Source organism: Streptomyces sp. DT224 (assembly GCF_049844595.1).
GTDB lineage: Bacteria > Actinomycetota > Actinomycetes > Streptomycetales > Streptomycetaceae > Streptomyces.
Window position 1 is genome coordinate 341,441 of the sequence record NZ_JBNCLI010000004.1, and the last position, 21,202, is coordinate 362,642.

General features: G+C 73.2%; 14 protein-coding genes and 1 pseudogene. 8 read left to right on the forward strand and 7 right to left on the reverse strand.

Annotated elements, in window-relative coordinates; all coding sequences use genetic code 11:
- Window positions 1-127: 127 nt before the first annotated feature.
- Window positions 128-1,540, forward strand: coding sequence for an NADP-dependent succinic semialdehyde dehydrogenase (locus ACLQ2N_RS11870; protein ID WP_425811875.1), 1,413 nt, complete (start codon window positions 128-130; stop codon window positions 1,538-1,540).
- A gap of 43 nt (window positions 1,541-1,583) precedes the next feature.
- Complete coding sequence (locus ACLQ2N_RS11875; RefSeq protein WP_425811877.1) at window positions 1,584-3,962, forward strand: phosphoketolase family protein; 2,379 nt, start codon at window positions 1,584-1,586, stop codon at window positions 3,960-3,962.
- Between the two features lie 72 nt (window positions 3,963-4,034).
- Here the strand turns inward: ACLQ2N_RS11875 and ACLQ2N_RS11880 are convergent, their stop codons facing one another.
- Window positions 4,035-5,150 (reverse strand): chemotaxis protein, encoded by a 1,116-nt coding sequence (locus ACLQ2N_RS11880; RefSeq protein ID WP_425811879.1) that lies wholly within the window; start codon window positions 5,148-5,150, stop codon window positions 4,035-4,037.
- Between the two features lie 277 nt (window positions 5,151-5,427).
- Window positions 5,428-6,246, reverse strand: coding sequence for an endonuclease I family protein (locus ACLQ2N_RS11885; protein WP_425811881.1), 819 nt, complete (start codon window positions 6,244-6,246; stop codon window positions 5,428-5,430).
- Window positions 6,247-6,497: 251 nt separating this feature from the next.
- Here ACLQ2N_RS11885 and ACLQ2N_RS11890 point away from each other — a divergent pair, with 251 nt between their 5' ends.
- Both ACLQ2N_RS11890 and ACLQ2N_RS11895 read left to right on the forward strand, forming a co-directional pair.
- The gene (locus tag ACLQ2N_RS11890) at window positions 6,498-6,698 is read left to right on the forward strand and encodes a hypothetical protein (protein WP_425811883.1); all 201 of its coding nucleotides are present in this window, start codon (window positions 6,498-6,500) and stop codon (window positions 6,696-6,698) included.
- A gap of 84 nt (window positions 6,699-6,782) precedes the next feature.
- Entirely contained in the window at window positions 6,783-7,925 is a 1,143-nt protein-coding gene (locus ACLQ2N_RS11895) for a methyltransferase (protein ID WP_425811885.1), read from the forward strand.
- Here ACLQ2N_RS11895 and ACLQ2N_RS11900 read toward each other — a convergent pair.
- Window positions 7,915-8,832 carry an ADP-ribosylglycohydrolase family protein gene (locus ACLQ2N_RS11900; protein ID WP_425811887.1) on the reverse strand — a complete coding sequence of 306 codons (918 nt, stop codon included), beginning with the start codon at window positions 8,830-8,832 and terminating at the stop codon, window positions 7,915-7,917. The two genes, ACLQ2N_RS11895 and ACLQ2N_RS11900, sit on opposite strands and share 11 nt — an antisense overlap.
- 247 nt (window positions 8,833-9,079) lie before the next feature.
- Between ACLQ2N_RS11900 and ACLQ2N_RS11905 the strand changes: the two are divergent.
- A pseudogene (locus ACLQ2N_RS11905) lies at window positions 9,080-9,943 on the forward strand (oxygenase MpaB family protein); the annotation flags it as partial.
- 53 nt (window positions 9,944-9,996) lie between these two features.
- Window positions 9,997-12,060 carry a protein kinase domain-containing protein gene (locus ACLQ2N_RS11910; protein ID WP_425811889.1) on the forward strand — a complete coding sequence of 688 codons (2,064 nt, stop codon included), beginning with the start codon at window positions 9,997-9,999 and terminating at the stop codon, window positions 12,058-12,060.
- A 68-nt stretch (window positions 12,061-12,128) separates the two neighbouring features.
- On the opposite strand, the gene ACLQ2N_RS11915 is transcribed toward ACLQ2N_RS11910, so the two are convergent.
- Window positions 12,129-13,958, reverse strand: a complete 1,830-nt coding sequence (locus ACLQ2N_RS11915; RefSeq protein WP_425811891.1) for a serine hydrolase — start codon at window positions 13,956-13,958, stop codon at window positions 12,129-12,131.
- A gap of 177 nt (window positions 13,959-14,135) precedes the next feature.
- On the opposite strand from ACLQ2N_RS11915, the gene ACLQ2N_RS11920 reads away from it, so the two are divergent.
- Complete coding sequence (locus ACLQ2N_RS11920; RefSeq protein WP_425811893.1) at window positions 14,136-15,635, forward strand: acyl-CoA synthetase; 1,500 nt, start codon at window positions 14,136-14,138, stop codon at window positions 15,633-15,635.
- A gap of 21 nt (window positions 15,636-15,656) precedes the next feature.
- Here ACLQ2N_RS11920 and ACLQ2N_RS11925 read toward each other — a convergent pair whose 3' ends face one another.
- Window positions 15,657-16,433 (reverse strand): SAM-dependent methyltransferase, encoded by a 777-nt coding sequence (locus ACLQ2N_RS11925; protein WP_425811895.1) that lies wholly within the window; start codon window positions 16,431-16,433, stop codon window positions 15,657-15,659.
- A gap of 112 nt (window positions 16,434-16,545) precedes the next feature.
- Complete coding sequence (paaK, locus tag ACLQ2N_RS11930; protein ID WP_425811897.1) at window positions 16,546-17,829, reverse strand: phenylacetate--CoA ligase PaaK; 1,284 nt, start codon at window positions 17,827-17,829, stop codon at window positions 16,546-16,548.
- A 181-nt stretch (window positions 17,830-18,010) separates the two neighbouring features.
- Here paaK and ACLQ2N_RS11935 point away from each other — a divergent pair, with 181 nt between their 5' ends.
- A complete protein-coding gene (locus tag ACLQ2N_RS11935) occupies window positions 18,011-19,531 on the forward strand; it encodes an alpha/beta fold hydrolase (RefSeq protein ID WP_425811899.1) in 1,521 nt (506 codons plus the stop codon).
- A gap of 19 nt (window positions 19,532-19,550) precedes the next feature.
- Here ACLQ2N_RS11935 and ACLQ2N_RS11940 read toward each other — a convergent pair whose 3' ends face one another.
- Window positions 19,551-21,179 (reverse strand): FAD-dependent oxidoreductase, encoded by a 1,629-nt coding sequence (locus tag ACLQ2N_RS11940; protein ID WP_425811901.1) that lies wholly within the window; start codon window positions 21,177-21,179, stop codon window positions 19,551-19,553.
- Window positions 21,180-21,202: the final 23 nt, after the last annotated feature.

A 21,202-nucleotide genomic window follows, 5' to 3' on the forward strand; every position in this document is an offset into this window, starting at 1 on the left:
TCCCGAGCATGCATGATCCGCGCCGGCCGGGTATGCGGTGGCGGGGGCGTTGCCGTGTCACGGCCCGCGTTGCGGGCGGGCCCGCCGCGCGGCACGGTCGAAGTACCGAGGCAAGGAGGCCGCAGTCATGCCCATCGCGACGGTCAATCCCGCGAACGGCGAGACGCTCAGGACGTTCGACGCGCTGGAGGAGGACGAGATCGAGAAGCGGATCGCCGCGGCCGACGCCGCCTTCCGCGATTACCGCACCACCACGTTCGCCGAGCGGGCCCGGCTGCTCGGCCGGGCCGCCGACCTCCTGGACGAGGACCAGCAGGACATCGCGCGGACCATGACCCTGGAGATGGGCAAGCCCGTCACGGCGGCCCGCGCCGAGGCCGCGAAGTGCGCCAAGGCGATGCGCTGGTACGCCGCCCGGGCCGAGGAACTGCTCGCCGACGAGCACCCCGCCGCCGCCGACGTGGAGGACTCCGGCGCGGTGCGCGCGTACGTCCGCTACCGGCCGCTCGGCCCGGTCCTCGCCGTGATGCCGTGGAACTTCCCGCTGTGGCAGGTCGTGCGCTTCGCCGCCCCCGCCCTGATGGCCGGCAACACGGGCCTGCTGAAGCACGCGTCGAACGTGCCGCAGACCGCGCTGTACCTCGGCGACCTCTTCCGCCGTGCCGGCTTCCCGGCCGGCTGCTTCCAGACCCTCCTCGTGGGCTCCAAGGCCGTCGAGGGCATCCTGCGCGACCGCCGGGTGGTCGCCGCGACGCTCACCGGCAGTGAGCCGGCGGGCCGTTCCGTCGCCTCCATCGCCGGTGACGAGATCAAGCACACCGTCCTGGAACTCGGCGGGAGCGACCCCTACTTGGTGCTGCCCTCGGCGGACGTCGCCAAGGCCGCCCGCACCGCCGTCACCGCCCGCGCCCAGAACAACGGCCAGTCGTGCATCGCCGCCAAACGGTTCATCGTGCACACCGAGGTGTACGAGGAGTTCGCCGAGCGCTTCACCGTGGGCATGCGGGAACTGACCGTGGGCGACCCGCTGGAGGAGTCCACCGACGTCGGGCCGATCGCCATGGAACAGGGGCGCGCGGACCTGGAGGAGCTGGTGGACGACGCGGTGAACCGGGGCGCCGAGGCGCTGTGCGGCGGCGGACGCCCCGAGGGCCTGGGCGGCGGGCTGGAGAACGGCTGGTTCTACGCGCCCACCGTCCTCGCCGGCATCACACCCGAGATGCGCGTCCACCGCGAGGAGACCTTCGGCCCGGTCGCCTCCCTCTACCGTGTGGACAGCCTGGAGCAGGCCGTCGAGGTCGCCAACGACACCTCCTTCGGACTCAGTTCCAACGTCTGGACGCGCGACGCCGCCGAGGCCGACCGCTGTGTCCGGGACCTCCAGGCCGGCGGCGTCTTCTTCAACGGCATGACCGCCTCCCACCCCGCGCTGCCCTTCGGCGGGGTGAAGCGCTCGGGCTACGGGCGTGAGCTCGCCGGGCACGGCATCCGCGAGTTCTGCAACGCCACCACCGTCTGGTACGGCTCCGAGCCCCGGTGACCGTACGCGCGACGCCCCGAACAAGCCCCGCTGAGAGGTCACCATGAGCGACGCCCCACCGCCGCCCGGCCCGTCCGACCGGGAACTCGACGCGCTGGACGCGCACTGGCGGGCCGCCAACTACCTGGCGGTCGGGCAGATCTACCTGATGGACAACCCCCTGCTGACCCGGCCGCTCGCCCCCGAGCACATCAAACCCCGGCTGCTCGGCCACTGGGGCACCTCGCCCGGGCTCAACCTCGTGTACACCCACCTCAACCGCCTCATCAGCGCGCGCGGCACACCGGCACTGTGCATCTGGGGCCCCGGCCACGGCGGGCCGGCCGTCCTAGCCGGATCCTGGCTGGACGGCAGCTACTCGGAGGCCTACCCGGACGTCGGCAGGGACGCGGAGGGGATGGGGCGGCTCTTCAAGCAGTTCTCGTTCCCCGGCGGCGTCCCCAGCCACGTCGCCCCCGAGACCCCCGGCTCCATCCACGAGGGCGGCGAACTCGGATACTCCCTCGCGCACGCCTACGGTGCCGCCCTCGACCACCCCGAGCTGGTGGTCGCCTGCGTCATCGGCGACGGCGAGGCGGAGACCGGACCGCTCGCCGCGTCCTGGCACGCCAACAAGTTCCTCGACCCGGTCCACGACGGGGCCGTGCTGCCGGTCCTCCACCTCAACGGCTACAAGATCGCCAACCCGACGGTGCTCGCCCGCCTCCCGCAGACCGAGCTCGACGCCCTGCTGCGCGGCTACGGACACGACCCCCTCTACGTGGAGGGCGACGAGCCGCGCGCGGTGCACCGGGCGATGGCCCTCGCCATGGACCGCGCCGCCGACCGCATCGCGGAGATCCAGGCAGCCGCCCGCACCGGCGGCGACACCGACCGCCCGCGCTGGCCGATGATCGTGCTGCGCACCCCGAAGGGCTGGACCGGGCCCGCCGAGGTCGACGGGCTGCCCGTCGAATCCACCTGGCGCGCCCACCAGGTCCCGCTGTCCGGCGTCCGCGACAACCCGGACCACCTGCGCCGGCTGGAGGCGTGGCTGCGGTCCTACCGGCCGGACGAGCTCTTCGACGCCGAGGGCCGTCCCACCGAACAGGTCCTCGCCTGCGTCCCCGAGGGCGCCGCCCGCCTCGGCGCCACCCCGTACGCCAACGGCGGCCTGCTCCTGCGCGACCTGCCCGTCCCGGACCTCGACGGGTACGCCGTCCCGGTGGACCGGCCCGGCACCACACTCCGCGAGCCCACCCGGGTCCTGGGCGGCCTCCTCGAAGCGGTCATGGCGGCGACGGCGGACCGCAGGGACTTCCGGCTCGTGGGGCCCGACGAGACGGCCTCCAACCGGCTCGACGCCGTCTACGAGGCCAGTGGCAAGGCGTGGCAGGCCCGCACCCTCCCGACCGACGAGCACCTCGCCCGGGACGGCCGGGTCATGGAGGTCCTGTCCGAGCACCTGTGCCAGGGCTGGCTGGAGGGCTATCTGCTGACCGGCCGGCACGGGCTCTTCTCCTGCTACGAGGCGTTCGCCCACATCGTGGACTCGATGGTCAACCAGCACATCAAGTGGCTGCGCACCTCGCGCCGCCTGGCCTGGCGCCGCCCCGTCGCCTCGCTGAACTACCTGCTCACCTCGCACGTCTGGCGCCAGGACCACAACGGCTTCTCGCACCAGGACCCGGGCTTCGTGGACCACATCCTCAACAAGAGCCCCGAAGTCGTACGCGTCTACCTGCCGCCCGACGCCAACACCCTGCTCTCCGTCGCCGACCACGCCCTGCGCAGCCGGGACTACGTCAACGTCATCGTGGCCGGCAAGCAGCCGAGTTTCGACTGGCTCACCCTCGACCAGGCCCGGGTGCACTGCGCACGCGGCGCCGGCCTCTGGGACTGGGCGGGCACGGAGGACGGCAGCCGCGAGCCCGACGTCGTCCTCGCCTGCGCCGGTGACGTACCCACGCTGGAGACCCTGGCCGCTGCCCAGCTGCTGCGGCGCCATCTGCCGGCGCTGGCGGTGCGGGTGGTCAACGTGGTCGACATGGCCCGGCTCATGCCGCACTCCGAGCACCCGCACGGCATGCCGGACTCCGAGTACGACGCGCTGTTCACCCGGGGCAAGCCGGTCATCTTCGCGTACCACGGCTACCCGTGGCTGATCCACCGGCTGGCCTACCGCCGCGCCGGGCACGGTGACCTGCACGTGCGCGGCTACAAGGAGGAGGGCACGACCACCACGCCCTTCGACATGGTCGTCCGCAACGACCTCGACCGCTACCGACTGGTCATGGACGTCATCGACCGGGTCCCCGGCCTGGGCGTCCGCGCCGTGGCGGTGCGGCAGGAGATGGCGGACACCCGCTCCCGCCACCACGCCTGGATCCGCGAACACGGCACCGACCTGCCCGAGGTGGCCGACTGGTCCTGGGAGGGCTGACCCGCTCCGCGGCGTACGGCGAGGGCCCGGACGGGAATCTCCGTCCGGGCCCTCGCCGTACGCCGCGCGGGATCAGAAGCGCAGTTCGGCCGCGATCCGGCCGTGCCCCTTGAGCCAGTCGTCCGCGACGAAGAACACCTCCGCGCCGCTGTCCAGCGCCGCCTCGACCAGCTCGTCCACGATGTCCTCGCGGACGCTCGCGTCGGACGGGTCCACCACGTCGTCGGTCACCGGCTTCAGGTGCTCCTGGTCGACCCGTACCGTCTGCTGGAAGTGCTCCTCCACCGCCACCAGACCGGCGCGGCCCTCGCGCACCGCGGCCCACACCTCGTCGAGACCGCCGGCGAACGCCTTGCGGCCGCGCGCCGCGTCCAGCCGCCCGTCGATCTCCTTCGCGAAGTGCTCGCGCCGGGCGTCCAGGGCCGGACGCAGCTCGGTGAGCAGGTCGCGGGGCGCGTTGTCGGCCGGCGCGCCCTTGGTGACCCGGCCGACCGCGTCCTTCGCGCTCTCGGCGACCTCGTCGAACAGGGCGAGGGCCGGCGCGATGCCGACCAGGTACAGCGGGCGGGGGTCGGTGGCCAGGACGGCACGCAGCTTCTCGTCCACGGTGCGCAGGAAGTTGCGGGTGTCCTCGCTGGCGAAGTTGCTCGGCGTGTCGCCGGTCCGCTCCATGCGCTGCGGGTTGAACTCCTCGCGCGGTGCCGTCAGCGGGAAGCCGCCGACGTGGGCCTCCTGGGCGGACTCGGTGGTGCCGCTGAAGAGGGCGGCGTGGTCGGCGGCCACGGTGAGTGCCCAGAAGGGGCGCGCCTGCGCCTTCGCGGCGACCAGGTTGCGGGTGAGGTAGCTGTCGCTCAGCACCACCCGTTCGGGTGCGGTACGCGGCAGCCGCCAGATCTGGTACTCGTCGGCCGTGGCGAGGAGCACGAGCGCGTCCAGGGCCCGGCGCTGGTCGAGTTCGCCCGCCGCGCGGTCGAGCTGCTGCTTGATCGCGGCGCACGCCTCGCGGCCGACCTCCGGATCGGCCTCCAGCCGGTTGTGGGCCTCGGACAGCAGGTTGCGCAGCCGGACGGCGTCCTGGGCGTTGTCCGGGGCGCGCCGGTGGGTCGGCATGGTCAGGGACAGGGCCGGATAGGGCCTGGTCCGGCGCAGCTCCTGCAGCAGGCCGGCGGTCAGGGCGTCCGTGTCCATCAGTTCCCTCCCGGGGAATTGCGCACTGCGTGCGGAGCGGGTGCATCAACGAGTCAATTCATACCTTTGGATCCTCATATGGGCGAGTTGGTCATCCTGGGTGCGGAGGGAGCGGCTTCCCCCGTGCCCGCCCGGGCCCGACCCGTGGCGAGCGCACCCGGGACGAGTGCGCCGCCTCCGTGTCCGCCGACGCCGAGCGCAGCCGGCAGAAGGCCGTGGTGACACTCAAGGGCGTGGATGGCAAGGGCCGGCGGCCGGTGTCAGGGCCGCGGGGCCGTCACCAGATGGCCTCCACCCACTCGGGGTGGTCCACGAACGGGTTCCGGTTGTGCTGGTAGTCCTCGTATATGACGTCGTTGCGCCGCTTCTCGAAGGCGTCCGGCGGGTCCTGCTCGCTCCATGCCTTGAGTACGGAGAGCCGGCCGATGTGCGGTGAGGAACCGTTGGACACGCTGTCGTTGGGCTCCAGGTCGGGGAACGCGTCGTCGCCCTCGTAGCGCACGGCCATGTAGAGGATCATCCGCGCCACGTCGCCCTTGACGGCGTCGCGCGGTTCGAAGGAGTCGGCGTCGGTGTAGTTGCCGGGGGCGTCGCCCAGTTCCGTACCGCCGTTGTCGAAGTCCTTGTTGCCGCGCGTGGAGTTGACCTGGACGTCGGACGGGCGCAGATGGTGGATGTCGGTGCCGGGGCCGGTCGCCGTGCCGAAGTCGCCGTGGGACTTGGCCCAGACGTGCTCGCGGTTCCACTGGCCGGGGTTGCCGCCGTTGTCGCTCTTGGGCTCGGAGCGTCCGGTGTACAGCTCGATGACGTTCGAGGGGTTGGCGGGATCCTCGTCGGTGTCCTTCAGGGCGTCCCAGACCTGGCTGTAGGTGAGCCTGCTCTGGTCGCTGATGATCGTGTGCAGGGCGCTCTTCAGCGCGGCGCCGGTCTTGCCGGTCGCGTCCTCGTAGTACGTGTCGTCCAGTGCGCCGAGCGGGGAGGCGGTGGCGGACGGTGGCGTGGGGGCGGGTGCGGCGGCGGCCGTGCCGGTGAACACCGCGAGGGAGGCGAGCGCGGCGGGCAGTGCGCGGCACGCGGGAAGGTGACGACGGGACATGTGGGGTGTCCTCTCGGGGAATACGCGCACCGCGGCGCCGTCACGGGGTGGGGGGGGGCGGCTCTGCGGTGGTCGTGTCCGCTATGTGTACGCGGGAGCGTCCCATGCGGACCGTCACGATGTGTGAACCCCGCGTATCTATCATGTGCAGGTCAAGTGAGAGCCCCGAACCCGTTCCGGGACCCCGCCCCGGTCTCGGATGCGGGAGCACCGGCGGCGGGCGAGAATGACGGGAAGGACAAGGAGGCGGCATGAGCGACGAGTCCGATTCCGTATCCAGCACCCGGGGCCTGACTCCGGACGACCTCTTGCACACCGGCGCCACCGAGAACCCGTCCGCCGAGGACCTGGTGCTCGCGTCCGGGCGGGACCTGACCCCGGAGAACCTCGAGTGGGCGGAGCGCACCCTGGCCAGGGAGGGCCGGGCGGCCATCGACAAGCGACTTCCGTAGACAGCGGTACGGTGCGGCGGCCACGGCCGTCGCGCCCGCGGCGGGTACGGGCGCCGGGCGCCGCTCGGTTAGCCTGAACGCACAATGAACCGTTTGACGACGTCAGAGGCGGGTTACGACCTCGCCCGCTTCCCCGAGGACCCCCGCGACCCGTTCCGTGCCTGGGACGCGGCCGACGCCTACCTCCTCCAGCACCTGGAGGAGGCGGTCGACGTCTCGGGGAACGTCGTCGTCGTCGGGGACCGCTGGGGCGCCCTGAGCACGGTCCTGGCCGCGCACCACCCCGTACAGATCAGCGACTCCTACCTCGGGCAGCGGGCGACCGCGGCGAACCTGGAACGCAACGGGCTGCCCGCCGACGCAGTGCGCCTGCTGTCCCCGCGCGACACCCCGCCGGACCGCGTGGACGTGCTCCTCGTACGCGTCCCGAAGAGCCTCGCGTTCCTGGAGGACCAGCTCCACCGCATCGCGCCCGCCGTGCACGCAGGCACCGTCGTCGTCGGCACCGGCATGGTCAAGGAGATCCACACCTCCACCCTCAGCCTGTTCGAACGTGTCCTCGGCCCGACCCGCACCTCCCTCGCGGTCCGCAAGGCCCGGCTCATCCACTGCACCCCGGACCCCGTCCTGCCGCGCACCCCCAGCCCCTGGCCGCTGCGCTACGCGCTGCCCCCGGACGCCGGGGCGGCCGCCGGGCACACCGTGACCAACCACGCCGGGATCTTCTGCGCCGACCGGCTCGACATCGGCACCCGCTTCTTCCTCAAGCACCTGCCGGACCGCTCGGGCCCCGACCGCGTCGTGGACCTCGGCTGCGGCAACGGCGTCCTCGGCCTCGCTGCCGCCCTCGCCAACCCCGACGCCACTCTCACCTTCGTCGACGAGTCGCACCAGGCCGTGGCATCGGCCGAGGCGACCTTCCGCGACAACACCGGGCCGGACGCCCGGGCGCGCTTCGTCGTCGGGGACGGCCTGGCCGGAGCCGGACCCGGGAGCGCGGACCTGGTCCTCAACAACCCGCCGTTCCACTCGCACCAGGCCACCACCGACGCGACCGCCCGCAGCATGTTCCACGGGGCCCGGCGGGCCCTGCGCCCGGGCGGTGAGCTCTGGGTGGTCGCCAACCGCCATCTGGGCCACCACGCCACCCTGCGCCGCGTGTTCGGCAATTGCCAGACGGTGGCCGGCGACCCGAAGTTCGTGGTGCTGCGCGCGGTCAGACGCTGAGCGCCGCCCACCCCGGCAGCGGTTCGCGTGCCGCGTGCCAGGTCGGGGGGAGGGCGGCGACACCGGTACGGGCGGCGATCACACCTCCCGCGACGGCGCAGGTGGTGTCGATGTCACCACGCCCCGCGACCGTGCACCACAGGCCCTCCTCCAGGTCGTCCAGGTGGCCCGCCGCACACCACAGCGCGAACGGGACGGTGTCGGGCCCGGACATCCGGTAGCCGGATCCCAGGACCTCCGCGGCGTGGCGGACCGAGGTGCGGGCGGGCATCCGGGCCGCGATCCGGACGCCCGAGCGCACCTCGCTGTCCGGGAGGTGCGCGGCGACCTCCTGGAGGAACGCGCCGCGCTCGGGCGCCGGGCCGCCCCGGCCGCGCGTGGCCAGCGCCGCGGCGACGGCGACCGCCACCGCCCCGGCGGCGGCCTCCGGGTGGTGGTGCGAGACCGCGCTCTGGCGGGCCGCCTGCTCGACGGCGGTGTCCAGGTCGGCGGCGTGCCAGGCACCGAGCGGGGCGACGCGCATCGCCGCCCCGTTGCCCCAGGAGCCCATGCCCTCGAACTGGGCGGTCACCAGCTCCTGCCAGGGCTCGCCCGCGCCGATGCGGCGCAGGACGTCGTGCATCGACGCCCCGTAGCCGCGGTGCGTGTCGGCCGCGTACTCCTCGGCCAGGCGCCGGGCGAACCGGTCCTGGTCCACGGCGCCGTCGCCCTCGGCGAGTTCGCGCACCAGGACCAGCGCCTGCGCGGTGTCGTCGCTCCAAGGCCACACGGGCTCCGGGGGCGGCGTCCGGGCCTCCAGGGGCTCGGGCCCCTCGCGGCGCAGGATGCCGAACCAGCGGTCGCCGAAGGCGTCACCGAAGGCGAGCCCGGCGAGCGAGTCGAGTGCGGGGGAGGGTATGTCGCTCATCGGAGGAGTATGACAAGCCGGGCCCTCCTCCGCCCAGGTTTGTCCCCCGCCCCGCGCGGCGGCCGCCGCCACGGCGGAGAGCAGCGCATCCGGCCGCGCCCCGCTCCGGCACCGCGGAGGCGGCCCTCCCAGGCCGTCCCCGGCCCGACGCCCCGCCGCGGGGTGCCCATCGAGCGCTTCCCCGGCCACACTGGGGGTCGTCCGGGCGACGCGGCGCCGGACACCCCGGAGCGGGAGGGACACGCACATGACGGAAGCCGACCCCGGGCTCTTCGGACCCGCATCGGTCACCTGGCAGCTGCACGGCGACCCGATGATGTGGATCGCCGGGGTGCGGGCCCTCTACCTCCAGGCGCTCCACCCCCTCGCCGTGCGCGGCGTGATGCAGAACTCCGACTTCCGCGAGGACGCCTGGGGCCGGCTGATGCGCACGGCGGGGTTCGTCGGCACCCTCACGTACGGCACCACCGAGGCCGCCGAGAAGGCGGGCGCCCGGGTCCGGAGGATCCACGCCCGGCTGAAGGTCACCGACCCGGAGACCGGCCGCATCCACGGCGTGGACGAGCCGGAGCTGCTGCTGTGGGTGCACTGCGCCGAAGCCGACTCCTACCTCCAGGTCCTGCGCCGCTCCGGCTACCCGCTCACCGCCCGGCAGGCCGACCAGTACATCGCCGAGCACCGGCACAGCGCCCGGCTCGTCGGCCTCGACCCCGAGGACGTACCCGCGACGACCGCCGAGATGGCCGACTACTTCGCCCGTGTGCGGCCCCGGCTCGCCCGGACGCCGGAGGCGCTGGACGTCGACAGCTTCCTGCGCCGCCCGCCCGTGCCGCCGCTCCTCGTCCCCGTACGCGAGCTGCTGTGGCGGCACGTGGCCACCCTCGCGTACCGGTCGCTGCCGCCGTTCGCCCACGAGCTGTACGGCAGGACGGCGCCGCCGCCCGCCGCCGTGGACCGCCGGCTGCGTGCCACCGGGGCGCTCCTGCGGGCCGTTCCCGCGCGGCTGCGGTGGCGGCTTCCGCCCGGTCACATCATGAACGCGATGGCACGGCTCGGACCCGGCAGCCGCCCCACCCCGTACACACTGAAGAGGCAGGCAGCCATACTGGACTGACCGGGGAGGGCGCGGCGACAGTGGGCTGAACGACGGGGGCGGCAACAGGAATGGCGGAGACCAGGCTGATCCAGAGCCGGTACCGGCTGCTCGACCTGATCGGTCGCGGCGGCATGGGCGAGGTGTGGCGCGCCCGCGACGAGGCGCTGGGCCGCCAGGTCGCCGTCAAATGTCTCAAGCCCATGAGCGGCCGGCACGACGAGGACCACACCCGCATCGTCCGCGAACGCTTCCGCCGCGAGGCCCGGGTCGCCGCAGCCCTCCAGCACCGGGGCGTCACCGTCGTCCACGACTTCGGCGAGTACGAGGGCGTGCTCTACCTCGTGATGGAGCTGCTGGACGGCCGCAATCTCAGCCAGCTCCTGGAGGACAACGAGCAGCACCCGCTGCCCGTGGACGACATCGTGGACATCGCCGAGCAGGTCGCCGACGCGCTCGGCTACACCCACCAGCAGGGCATCGTCCACCGCGACCTCAAGCCCGCCAACATCATGCGGCTGTCCGACGGGACGGTGAAGATCTGCGACTTCGGGATCGCCCGGCCGGGCCACGGCATCCCGGTCACCTCCCGGCTCACCGGCGTCGGCATCGCCATGGGCACCCCGCACTACATGTCGCCCGAGCAGATCAGCGGCGGCCAGGTCGACCACCGCAGCGACCTCTACTCGCTGGGCTGCGTGCTGTACGAGATCGCGACCGGTGCCCCGCCCTTCGACCTGGAGGACTCCTGGGGCATCCTCGTCGGCCACCGCGACACCCCGCCCGAGCCGCTGCGCTCCCACCGCGCCGAACTCCCCGGGTTCTTCGACCGGGTCGTCCTCGACCTGCTCGCCAAGACCCCCGAGGAGCGCCCGGCCGACGCCCACGACCTGCGTCGCCGCATCGCCGTCGGGCGCACCGGTGAGCAGCCCTTCCCGGGCCCGGCCGGCGAATTGCCGCCCGCCCCCGTCGTCCGCTTCGGCCGGACGCCCGCTCCCGCCGCACGGCTGCCCGCCTGGGCGCACACGATGACCGGCGGCCACAAGGCGACGGGCACCGCCGGCCCCATGGCGCCGCCCGACCACGCGGCGGGCCTCACCCTCGCCTGGACCACCGCGACCGCCGCCCCGGGCACCCGAGCCGACCACCGGATCCCGGGACCCGGCCCCACCCGCGAGGACCGGGCCGAGAACGCGCTGCGCGAGTTCGGCCGCATCGCCGAGGACCGCGCCCGCGCGCTCGGCGCCGAGCACAGCGAGACGCTCGCCGCCCGGCAGCAGACGGCATACGCGCTCGGCCGCCTCGGCCGGCACACCGAGGCCCACGAACTGCACGCCGCCGTGCTCGCCTCACGGGAACGCGCGCTGGGCCCCGACCACCCCGACACCCTGCGCTGCCGCCACAACCTGGCCTTCAGCCTCAGCAGGCTGGGTCGCCTGGAGGACGCGTACCGCACGGCCCGTGACGTGGCCGCGGCCCGTGCCCGGGTGCTGGGGGCCGACCACCCCGACACCCTGGTCACGCTCTACGAGGTCGGCTACACGCTGGGCCGGCTCGGCCGGTGGACGGAAGCCCTGCACACATACCGCCAGGTCGCCGAGGCACGGACCCGGCTGCTCGGCGCCGGGCACCCGGACACCCTCGCCACCCGCTACGAGGTCGGCATCAGCCTGGGCCGTCTCGGCCGCAGCGCCGACGCCCTGGAGCTGTACCGCGCGCTCGTCGCCGACCGCACCCGGGTCAACGGCCCCACCGACCCCGAGACCCTGCGGGCCCGCCACGGCCTCGGCGTCAACCTCGGCCGGCTGGCCCGCTGGGACGAGGCACTGGCCGAGGCGCAGGCGGTGTCCGCCGCCCGCGAGCACGTCCTGGGCCCCGATCACCCCGACACCCTCGTCAGCCGCCGCGAGGTCGCCGTCGCCCTCGGCTGGCTCGGGCGCTGGACCGACGCGCTCAGCCTGTACCGGCAGGTCGCCGACGCCCGGACCCGGCTGCTCGGCCCCGCCCACCCCGACACGCTCGCCGGCCGCGACGACGAGGCGCACTGCCTCGAACAGCTGGGCCGCGCCCGCGAGGCCGCCGACCTCTACCGCGAGGTGGCGGCGCTCAGACAGCGCGGCCACGCGCCGCCCTGACACGGGCCAGGCGCACCGCGGCGGGGCGGGCCGGCCGGGCCCGTCCGCCCCGCGCTCCAGGGGGCCGGTCAGTCGGCCGAGGCGGCCCAGCCCTGCGCGTCGATCCGCCGGGCGTCCGAGGGGCGGCCCTCGTCGAAGACCGTCCGGCCGCCGTCCTCGACCCTGATGGCGTCCACGTACACGCCCCGGCCCACGTACAGCTGGTCCGTGGTGTAGCGCCACCTGAGCAGGACCCCGGCGCCGCGCACTTCGGCCAGGCTCGCGTCGAGGCGGTGCCAGACCCGGCTCGACCAGCCGGAGAGCGAGCCGTCCGGGTGCGTCTCGGGCCGGGGGCGCCCGCCCTGCCCCGTCGGGGTGGTGGTGAACGGGACCGGCTGCCAGGTGGCGCCGGCGTTTGTCGAAGCCTCCAGGCGGAGGAAGTCCGACGCCGGTTCGGTGTCCCACCACAGCGCGCAGCTGAGCCGGGCCCGCGTGGAGGCGAGCGGCAGGGCGGGCAGCGCCAGGGTGGCCGTGGACGCGCTCGCCATCCCGGAGAACCAGGCGGTACGGCCCCGGGCCGGGCGGACCGCGACGGCCCGGGCCATCTGGTTGGCGGTGGCCACACGCGGCGCGCTGCCGGACCGCCAGCTGCGCACCGGGTGCACCGAGTTGCCCAGCACGATCAGGAACGAGTCCGTGGTCGGGTCGAGCACCAGGCTGGTTCCGGTGAAGCCCGTGTGCCCGGCCGTCCGGGGCGTCGCCATGGCGCCCATGTACCAGTGCTGGTAGAGCTCGAAGCCCAGGCCGTGCGCGTCCCCGGGGAACGCCGTGTTGAAGTCGGTGAACAGCAGGTCGACCGAGTCCTCCGACAGGATGCGGGCCCGTCCGTAGACCCCGCCGTTGAGCAGGGTGCGCGCGAGGATCGCGAGGTCCCAGGCGCAGGAGAACACCCCGGCGTGCCCGGCGACCCCGTCCATGCTGAATGCGTTCTCGTCGTGCACCTCGCCCCAGACCAGGCCGCGGTCGAGCCCGGACCAGGGGAGCCGGGCGTCCTCGGTCGCGGCGATCTTCGGCTTCCAGGAGGCGGGCGGGTTGTAGCGGGTGCGCCGCATCCCGAGCGGACCGGTGATCCGCTCGCGCAGCAGTACGTCCAGGGTCCGCCCGGTCAGCTTCTCCAGGACGAGCTGGAGCGAGATCAGGTTGAGGTCGGAGTAGAGGTAGACCGTGCCCGGCGGGTTGGCCGGGACCTCGTTCCACATGAGCTCCAGCTTTGCCTCCCGTGTGGGCGCCTTGTAGAGCGCGATCGTCGCGCGGAATCCCGAGGTGTGCGTGAGCAGCTGACGGATGGTGATGTCCTGCTTGCCGCCGCCGGCGAAGTCCGGCAGATAGGAGGCGACCGTCGCCTCCAGCTCCAGCGAACCGTGCTCGATCTCCTGCACGGCCAGGATCGAGGTGAAGAGCTTCGAGACCGACGCCATGTCGAAGACGGTGTCCTCGGCCATCGCGATCTGCTGCTCCGCCGGGAACTCCACACCGGTGTCGGTGGTCTCGTCGTACGCCGAGTAGCGCACCGCCTTGCCGATCGGGTGGTGCAGCGCCACCGTCCCGCCCCGGCCCGCGAGCAGCACCGCGCCGGCGTACCACGGGTGCTTCGGGGATGCGGCCAGATAGCGCTCCGCCTCGGTGACCAACTGGTCGAGGGGTTCCTGCAGCAGTCCGGCACGGGAGGCCGGTCCGTGCCGCAGCGTCGGCTTCGCACCCTTGCCCGGGTCCATGCCCGACGCCCCCGCCCCCGACTCCGCGGCAGACGCCGTGCCCGCGAACGGGATGGGCGCCAGGGCGAGTGCTCCGCCCAGGGCCAGCATCCCACCACCGAGCCGCCGTCGGCTGATGGCCCCGCCCACCGTGTCCTGCGTCATGCACAACTCCCTTGCCACCGTCTGAAAGTAACTTTCGAAATCTCTTACGGGCATGAAACTTCTTGCCGAGCAGAGAGTACTGTCAGCGTCGGCCGTCCCGTAGAGGGGGGCGCGGATAAGATTCTGATGTAGCGTCAGAGCCTTGACCCCGGGGCCCCGGCCGCACAGGATCACGCCATGACCGGTGTACGCAGCAGCACAGTCGACGGTGTCCTGACCCGCAGCGCACGGCGCGCTCCCGACCGGACCGCCCTGCGGTACGCCGACCGGGCCTGGACGTACCGGGAGCTGGACGCGGCCGTCGGCACCGCGGCCGCCGTCCTCACCGAGGGCCACGGGCTGCGCCCGGGGGACCGCGTCGCCGCATACGCCCACAACTCGGACGCGTACCTGATCGCCTTCCTCGCCTGCGCCCGGGCCGGGCTCGTCCACGTGCCGGTGAACCAGAACCTCGCCGGAGACGACCTGGCGTACATCCTGAGCCAGTCCACCAGCTCCCTGGTCCTCGCCGACCCGGGCCTCGCGGACCGTGTCCCGGAGGGCTTCGCCGTACGGGCGCTGCGCGACGACGACGCGTCACTGCTGGCCGAACTGGGCACTCCGCGCCCCTTCGCCCCCGCGCGCGAACCGGCCGCCGACGACCTGGTCCAGCTGCTCTACACCTCGGGGACGACCGCGCTGCCCAAGGGCGCCATGATGACCCACGGGGCCCTCGTCCACGAGTACGTCAGCGCGATCACCGCGCTCGACCTGAGCGCCGGGGACCGGCCCGTCCACGCGCTGCCGCTCTACCACTCGGCGCAGATGCACGTGTTCCTGCTGCCCTACCTCGCGGTGGGCGCCGAGAACACGATCCTGGACGCACCGGACGCGGGCCAGATCTTCGACCTGGTCGAGTCGGGGCGGGCCGACAGCCTCTTCGCCCCGCCCACCGTCTGGATCGGCCTCGCCCACCACCCCGACTTCGCCGCCCGCGACCTAGGCGGCCTGCGCAAGGCGTACTACGGGGCGTCGGTCATGCCCGTACCCGTGCTGGAACGCCTCCGCGACCGGCTGCCCGGCCTCGCCTTCTACAACTGCTTCGGGCAGAGCGAGATCGGCCCCCTCGCCACCGTCCTCGGACCGGACGAGCACGAGGGCAGGATGGACTCCTGCGGCAGGCCCGTCCTCTTCGTGGAGGCCCGGGTCGTGGACGAGCACGGCGAAGAGGTCCCCGACGGCACCGCCGGCGAGGTGGTCTACCGCTCGCCCCAGCTGTGCACCGGCTACTGGGACAAGCCGGAGGAGAGCGCGGAGGCGTTCCGCGACGGCTGGTTCCACTCCGGCGACCTCGCCGTCCGGGACGCGGACGGCTACTTCACGGTGGTCGACCGGGTGAAGGACGTCATCAACTCCGGCGGGGTCCTTGTCGCCTCCCGGCAGGTCGAGGACGCCCTGTACACCCACCCCGCCGTCGCCGAGACCGCCGTCGTCGGGCTGCCCGACGAGCGCTGGATCGAGGCCGTCACCGCCGTCGTCGTCCTGAAGGGCGAGGCGACCGGGGACGAGCTGATCGCGCACGCCCGCGAACGGCTCGCCCCCTTCAAGGCGCCGAAGCGGGTCGTGTTCACGGACGCCCTCCCGCGCAACGCCAGCGGCAAGATCCTCAAGCGGGAACTGCGCGACCGCCTCGCCTGAGGGCGCTCAGGGAGCGCGCGCCTACCCGCGGACGCGGCCGACCCCCGCGTAGATGGTGTCGGGGATCTGCCCGTGCTCGGGCGCGGGCACGCCGTGCCAGCGCGGAGCGGCGACCAGACCGGGTGCGACCAGGTCGAGCCCGTCGAAGAAGCGGGCCACCTCCGCGCCGTCGCGGGGCTGCAGTGTGATGCCGCTCGACCGGTAGCGGGCCAGGGCCTCCTGGTGCGCGGTCAGGAAGTCCACCGTGAAGTGGGAGAGCACCAGGCAGCTTCCGGCGGGCAGCGCGCCGACCAGCGTACGGGTGACACCGTACGGATCGTCCTCGTCGGCCAGGAAGTGCATCAGCGCGATCATCGAGAGCGCCACGGGCCGCTCGAAGTCCAGCACCGCACGGGCGTGGTCGAGGATCTTCTCCGGCGACCGCACATCGGCTTCCAGATAGTCGGTGACACCCTCCGGCGAGCTGACGAGCAGCGCCTCCGCGTGCCGCAGGACGATCGGATCGTTGTCCGTGTAGACGACCCGGGCCGCCGGGTTGATCTCCTGAACGATCTGATGGAGATTCGGCCGGGTCGGGATGCCGGTCCCGATGTCGAGGAACTGGTCGATGCCCTCCCGTGCCGCCCAGCCGGCCGCCCGGTGCATGAAGGCCCGGTTCTGCGCGACCCCCACCTTCGCCGGTTCCGGCATCTGCTCGCCGAGTTCCTGGTCGACGGGGTAGTGGTCCTTGCCGCCGAGGAGGTAGTCGTAGACACGGGCCGGATGCGGCCTGCTGGTGTCGACCTGGCCTGGCGTCATGATGTGCTCCCCAACCCCTCGGCCGGAGAACACGAGTCCCCCGGCGGACAATGGCTCACTCGGGCTCATCCTGCCACAGCAACTCCACCGGCCAGCAGGGCGGTTGGCCGGGTCACCCGCGCTCGTCCACGATCCGCCGGAACTTGCCGACCGACCGCTCCAGCGTCTCCGGGTCCAGGATCTCGACGCCCACCGACACCCCGATCCCGTCCTTGACCGCCGCCGCGACGGACACCGCCGCCGCCGCCCGCTCCCCGGGCGTCGCCCCGGGCCGGGCCTCCGCCCGCACCGTCAGGACATCGAGCCGGCCCTCCCGGGTCAGCCGCAGCTGGAAGTGCGGCGACACCCCCGGGGAACGGAGCACGATCTCCTCGATCTGCGTCGGGAAGAGGTTCACCCCGCGCAGGATCACCAGGTCGTCGCTGCGCCCGGTGACCTTCTCCATCCGCCGGAACACCCTGGCCGTGCCGGGCAGCAGCCGGGTCAGGTCCCGGGTCCGGTAGCGGATCACCGGCATGGCCTCCTTGGTCAGCGAGGTGAACACCAGCTCGCCCCGCTCCCCGTCGGGCAGCACCTCGCCCGTGAAGGGGTCGACCACCTCCGGATAGAAGTGGTCCTCCCAGATGTGCAGCCCGTCCTTCGTCTCCACGCACTCCTGGGCCACACCGGGGCCCATCACCTCGGACAGGCCGTAGATGTCGACCGCGTCGATCGCGAACCGCTCCTCGATCTCCCGCCGCATCTCCTCCGTCCACGGCTCCGCCCCGAAGATCCCCGCCTTCAGCGAGGTCGTACGCGGATCGACGCCCTGCCGTTCGAACTCGTCGAGAATGGTGAGCATGTACGAGGGCGTCACCATGATGATGTCGGGCCGGAAGTCCTGGATCAGCTGGACCTGACGCGCCGTCATGCCACCGGACGCGGGAATCACCGTGCAGCCCAGCCGCTCCGCCCCGTAATGCGCCCCGAGGCCACCGGTGAACAGCCCGTACCCGTACGCCACATGGATCTTCTGCCCCGGCCGGCCGCCCGCCGCCCTGATGGAGCGGGCGACCACGTCGGCCCAGGTCTCCAGGTCCCTCCCGGTGTAGCCGACGACGGTCGGGCGGCCCGTCGTCCCGCTGGAGGCGTGAACCCGGCGCACTTGGTCCTCGGGGACCGCGAACATCCCGAACGGGTAGTTGTCCCGCAGATCCGCCTTGGTGGTGAACGGGAAGCGGGCCAGATCGGCGAGCGAGCGGCAGTCCTCCGGCTTCAGCCCCGCCCGGTCGAACGCGGACCGGTAGTGCGCCACGTTCTCGTAGGCGTGGCGCAGGGTGGCCCGCAGCCGTTCGAGCTGAAGCGCCTCCAGATCGGTGCGGCTCATTCGTTCCGCCGAGTCCAGCAGAGCCGACATGTCGGGCCTCCCTCGTCCGTGCGCGCCGTGCGGGCGACCGATCATTCGGTCGTCTCCTCCGGGGGCAGTAATTCAGGATCTTGCACACCCTGGCAAGAGGGATGACGCATCCGGACCGGGCCGCGCTACGCCCGTACCGAACACTGCTGCGTCACCCGGACGGCCCTGTTTGGATGGGGGTATGCCGACCTTCCATACGTCCGACGGAACCGAGCTCGCCTATCACCTCGTGGGGGAGGGGACACCGCTGATCTGCCTGCCCGGCGGTCCCATGCGGGCGAGCGCCTACCTCGGCACCCTCGGCGGGCTGTCCGCCCACCGGCAGCTGGTCCTCCTCGATCCGCGCGGCACCGGCGACTCCGCCGCCCCCGACGACCCCGCCACCTACCGCTGCGACCGGCAGACCGAGGACGTCGAGGCCCTGCGCGCCCACCTCGGCCTCGAACGCGTCGACCTCCTCGCCCACTCCGCGGCCGGCGAACTCGCCGCGCTCTACGCCGCCCGCCATCCGCAGCGGCTGCGCAACCTCGTCCTCGTCACCCCGACCACCCTCGCCGTCGGCCTCGCCTCCTCGGTGCGCGAATCCCGCGAGGCGGCCGCCCTGCGCGCCTCGGAACCGTGGTACGAGGACGCGCTCGCCGCCCTGGAGGAGATGTGGTCGGACGGGCTGACCGACGAACTGCGCGCCAGGACAAGGCCGTTCCTGTACGGGCGCTGGGACGCCGCCGCCCGGGAGCACGCCGCCGCCTCGCCCGCGCAGATCAACGTCGAGGCCGCCGCCCGGTACGCAGGCGAAGGCGCCTTCGACCCGGCCGCGACGGTCCCCGCCCTGCGCACGCTGGAGGCGCCGGTCCTCGTGCTGGCCGGCGAGTACGACACCATCCTGACGCCCGACCGGGCCGCCGGGCTGGCCGCGCTCTTCCCGCACGCCGAGTTCGCGGTGCAGCGCGGCGCCGCGCACTTCCCGTGGATCGACGACGCGGGGGCGTTCGCCCGCATCGTCGAGGCGTTCCTCGACCCGGAGGTGCACAGCGTCCGGGCGGGCGGGACCCGGCTCGCGTACCGGGTGTGGGGCGACCCGGCCGCGCCGCCGGTCGTCCTGGCCCACGGCCGGTGCGGCAACAGCGCCGACTGGGCCCACATCGCCGCCCGGCTGGCCGCCACACACCGGGTGTACGCCTTCGACTTCCGGGGCCACGGGCTCAGCGACTGGCCCGGCCGCTACAGCTTCGAACTGTTCCGCGACGACCTGCACGGCTTCCTGGAGGCCCGCAACCTCGCCGGTGCCACCGTCATCGGGCACTCCATGGGCGGGGCCGCCGCCTGTCTGCTCGCCGAGCGGCACCCCGGGCTGATCGGCCGCCTGGTCCTTGAGGAGGCGCCCCCGCCCATCCCGCTCGACCCGCCTCGTCCCGTGCCCCAACGCCCCGACGAGGAACTGGACTTCGACTGGCCGCTCGTCCCCGCCATCGATGCCCAGCTCAACGAACCGGACCCGGCCGGCCGCGAACTCCTCGGCGAGATCACCGCTCCCACCCTCGTCATCGGCGGCGGGCCCAGCAGCCGGATCGCCCAGGAGGAGCTGGCCCGAACGGCCCGCGCCATCCCCGGCGCGGAGTTCGTCACCATCGACGCGGGCCATCTCGTACACACCGAACGACCGGAGGAATTCCTCGCCGCCCTCCGGTCGTTCGGGATCTGATCAAGAAGCTGACGCCAGGTCAGTCGCGGTGCAGCAGCGTAACCAGGACATCGTGCAGCGTCGCCTCGGGGTCCCGCGGGCCCGACTCCGTACGCCAGGCGACGAAGCCGTCGGGGCGCACCAGCACCGCCCCGTCCCGGCCCGTCCCGTGCGCCTCGGCCCAGTCCGCGCCGTCCTCCGGCTCCAGATCGGCGCCCGCGCCGATGCCGAACGCGTCCAGCCGCACCCCCAGCCGGGCCGCGACCCGGGCCGCGGCCCGGCGCCACACCGTGTCCGCACCGTCCGCCAGCAGCACGAACGAGCGCTCGTAGAGATCCAGCGTCGAGATCCGCTCCCCGGCCCGGCGCACCCAGAGGTGGGGCGCCCGGCTGCCCGGCTCGCCCGTCAGCCGCATTCCCTCCGGGACCACCGGTGTGTCCCGTGCCACGCCCAGCACCGCGCCCGCCGTGTAGCGGTAGCCCAGCGCCACGTTCAGCATCCCGCCCCGCTTGCCCCCGCCCACCGAGGGCGGGGGAGCGTAGCCGGGGTGGCTGTGCTCCTCGGACCGCGCCGACGCCCGCTCACTGGTCGCCCGCGCCACCGGCAGCCGCTCCTGCCCGTACGTCTCCAGCAGCCCCCGGCCCCCCTCGCCCCGCAGCACCGCCGCCAGCTTCCACGCCAGGTTGTGCGCGTCCTGGATGCCGGTGTTCGAGCCGAACGCCCCGGTCGGGGACATCTCGTGCGCCGAGTCACCGGCCAGGAACACCCGCCCCCGCGCGTACCGCTCGGCCACCCGCTCCGCCGCGTGCCACGGCGCCTTGCCGGTGATCTCCACGTCGATGTCCGGCGCGCCGACGGCGGCGCGGATGTGGCGGGCGCACCGCTCGTCCGTGAAGTCCTCCAGCGTCTCGCCCCGCTCCGGCTGCCACGGGGCGTGGAACACCCACTCGCGCTCGTTGTCCACCGGCAGCAGCGCGCCCTCCGCGTCCGGATTCGTCAGGTAGCACACGATGAAGCGCCGGTCGCCCAGCACCTCCGCCAGCCCGCGCGACCGGAAGGTGACGCTCACGTTGTGGAACAGGTCGCCGGCCCCCGAACGGCCGATGCCCAACTGCTCGCGGACCGGGCTGCGCGGCCCGTCCGCCGCGATCAGGTAGTCCGCCCGCACCGTCGTGTGCTCACCGGTCTCCCGGTTCTTCAGGGCCGCCGTGATCCCCGAGGCGTCCGGGTCGAACGACATCATCTCCGTGGAGAAGCGCAGGTCACCGCCCTGCTGCCGGGCCCGCTCCAGCAGGACCGGCTCCAGGTCGTTCTGACTGCACAGGCACCAGCCCGTCGGGCTGAACCGGGCGAGCGCCCCGCCCGGGTCGATCTCCTTGAACAGCCACTCCTGGTCCTCGCCGGTCAGTGAGCCGGCCTGGAGGATGCCGTGGTTGTCCGCCAGCACCGAGGCGGCCGCGCGGATCTCCTGCTCGACACCCGCACGGCGGAACACCTCCATCGTACGGACGTTGTTGCCGCGGCCACGCGGATGGGTCGAGGTGGCGGCGTGCTTCTCGACCAGCAGGTGCTCGACGCCGAGCCGGCCGAGGAAAAGGGACGCGGACAGACCCACCAGCGAGCCGCCCACGATGAGGACCGGTACATGGAGATCGACGTTCTCGTTCATCAGTTGCTCCAGCTCCGACGCCG

Coding starts and splice junctions, on each gene's coding strand:
- paaK (WP_425811897.1), bottom strand. CDS start 17,829: ATGTCGGCTCTGCTGGACTCGGCGGAACGAATGAGCCGCACCGATCTG.
- ACLQ2N_RS11900 (WP_425811887.1), bottom strand. CDS start 8,832: ATGAGCGACATACCCTCCCCCGCACTCGACTCGCTCGCCGGGCTCGCC.
- ACLQ2N_RS11870 (WP_425811875.1), top strand. CDS start 128: ATGCCCATCGCGACGGTCAATCCCGCGAACGGCGAGACGCTCAGGACG.
- ACLQ2N_RS11920 (WP_425811893.1), top strand. CDS start 14,136: ATGACCGGTGTACGCAGCAGCACAGTCGACGGTGTCCTGACCCGCAGC.
- ACLQ2N_RS11885 (WP_425811881.1), bottom strand. CDS start 6,246: ATGTCCCGTCGTCACCTTCCCGCGTGCCGCGCACTGCCCGCCGCGCTC.
- ACLQ2N_RS11925 (WP_425811895.1), bottom strand. CDS start 16,433: ATGACGCCAGGCCAGGTCGACACCAGCAGGCCGCATCCGGCCCGTGTC.
- ACLQ2N_RS11875 (WP_425811877.1), top strand. CDS start 1,584: ATGAGCGACGCCCCACCGCCGCCCGGCCCGTCCGACCGGGAACTCGAC.
- ACLQ2N_RS11895 (WP_425811885.1), top strand. CDS start 6,783: ATGAACCGTTTGACGACGTCAGAGGCGGGTTACGACCTCGCCCGCTTC.
- ACLQ2N_RS11935 (WP_425811899.1), top strand. CDS start 18,011: ATGCCGACCTTCCATACGTCCGACGGAACCGAGCTCGCCTATCACCTC.
- ACLQ2N_RS11890 (WP_425811883.1), top strand. CDS start 6,498: ATGAGCGACGAGTCCGATTCCGTATCCAGCACCCGGGGCCTGACTCCG.
- ACLQ2N_RS11940 (WP_425811901.1), bottom strand. CDS start 21,179: ATGAACGAGAACGTCGATCTCCATGTACCGGTCCTCATCGTGGGCGGC.
- ACLQ2N_RS11910 (WP_425811889.1), top strand. CDS start 9,997: ATGGCGGAGACCAGGCTGATCCAGAGCCGGTACCGGCTGCTCGACCTG.
- ACLQ2N_RS11880 (WP_425811879.1), bottom strand. CDS start 5,150: ATGGACACGGACGCCCTGACCGCCGGCCTGCTGCAGGAGCTGCGCCGG.
- ACLQ2N_RS11915 (WP_425811891.1), bottom strand. CDS start 13,958: ATGACGCAGGACACGGTGGGCGGGGCCATCAGCCGACGGCGGCTCGGT.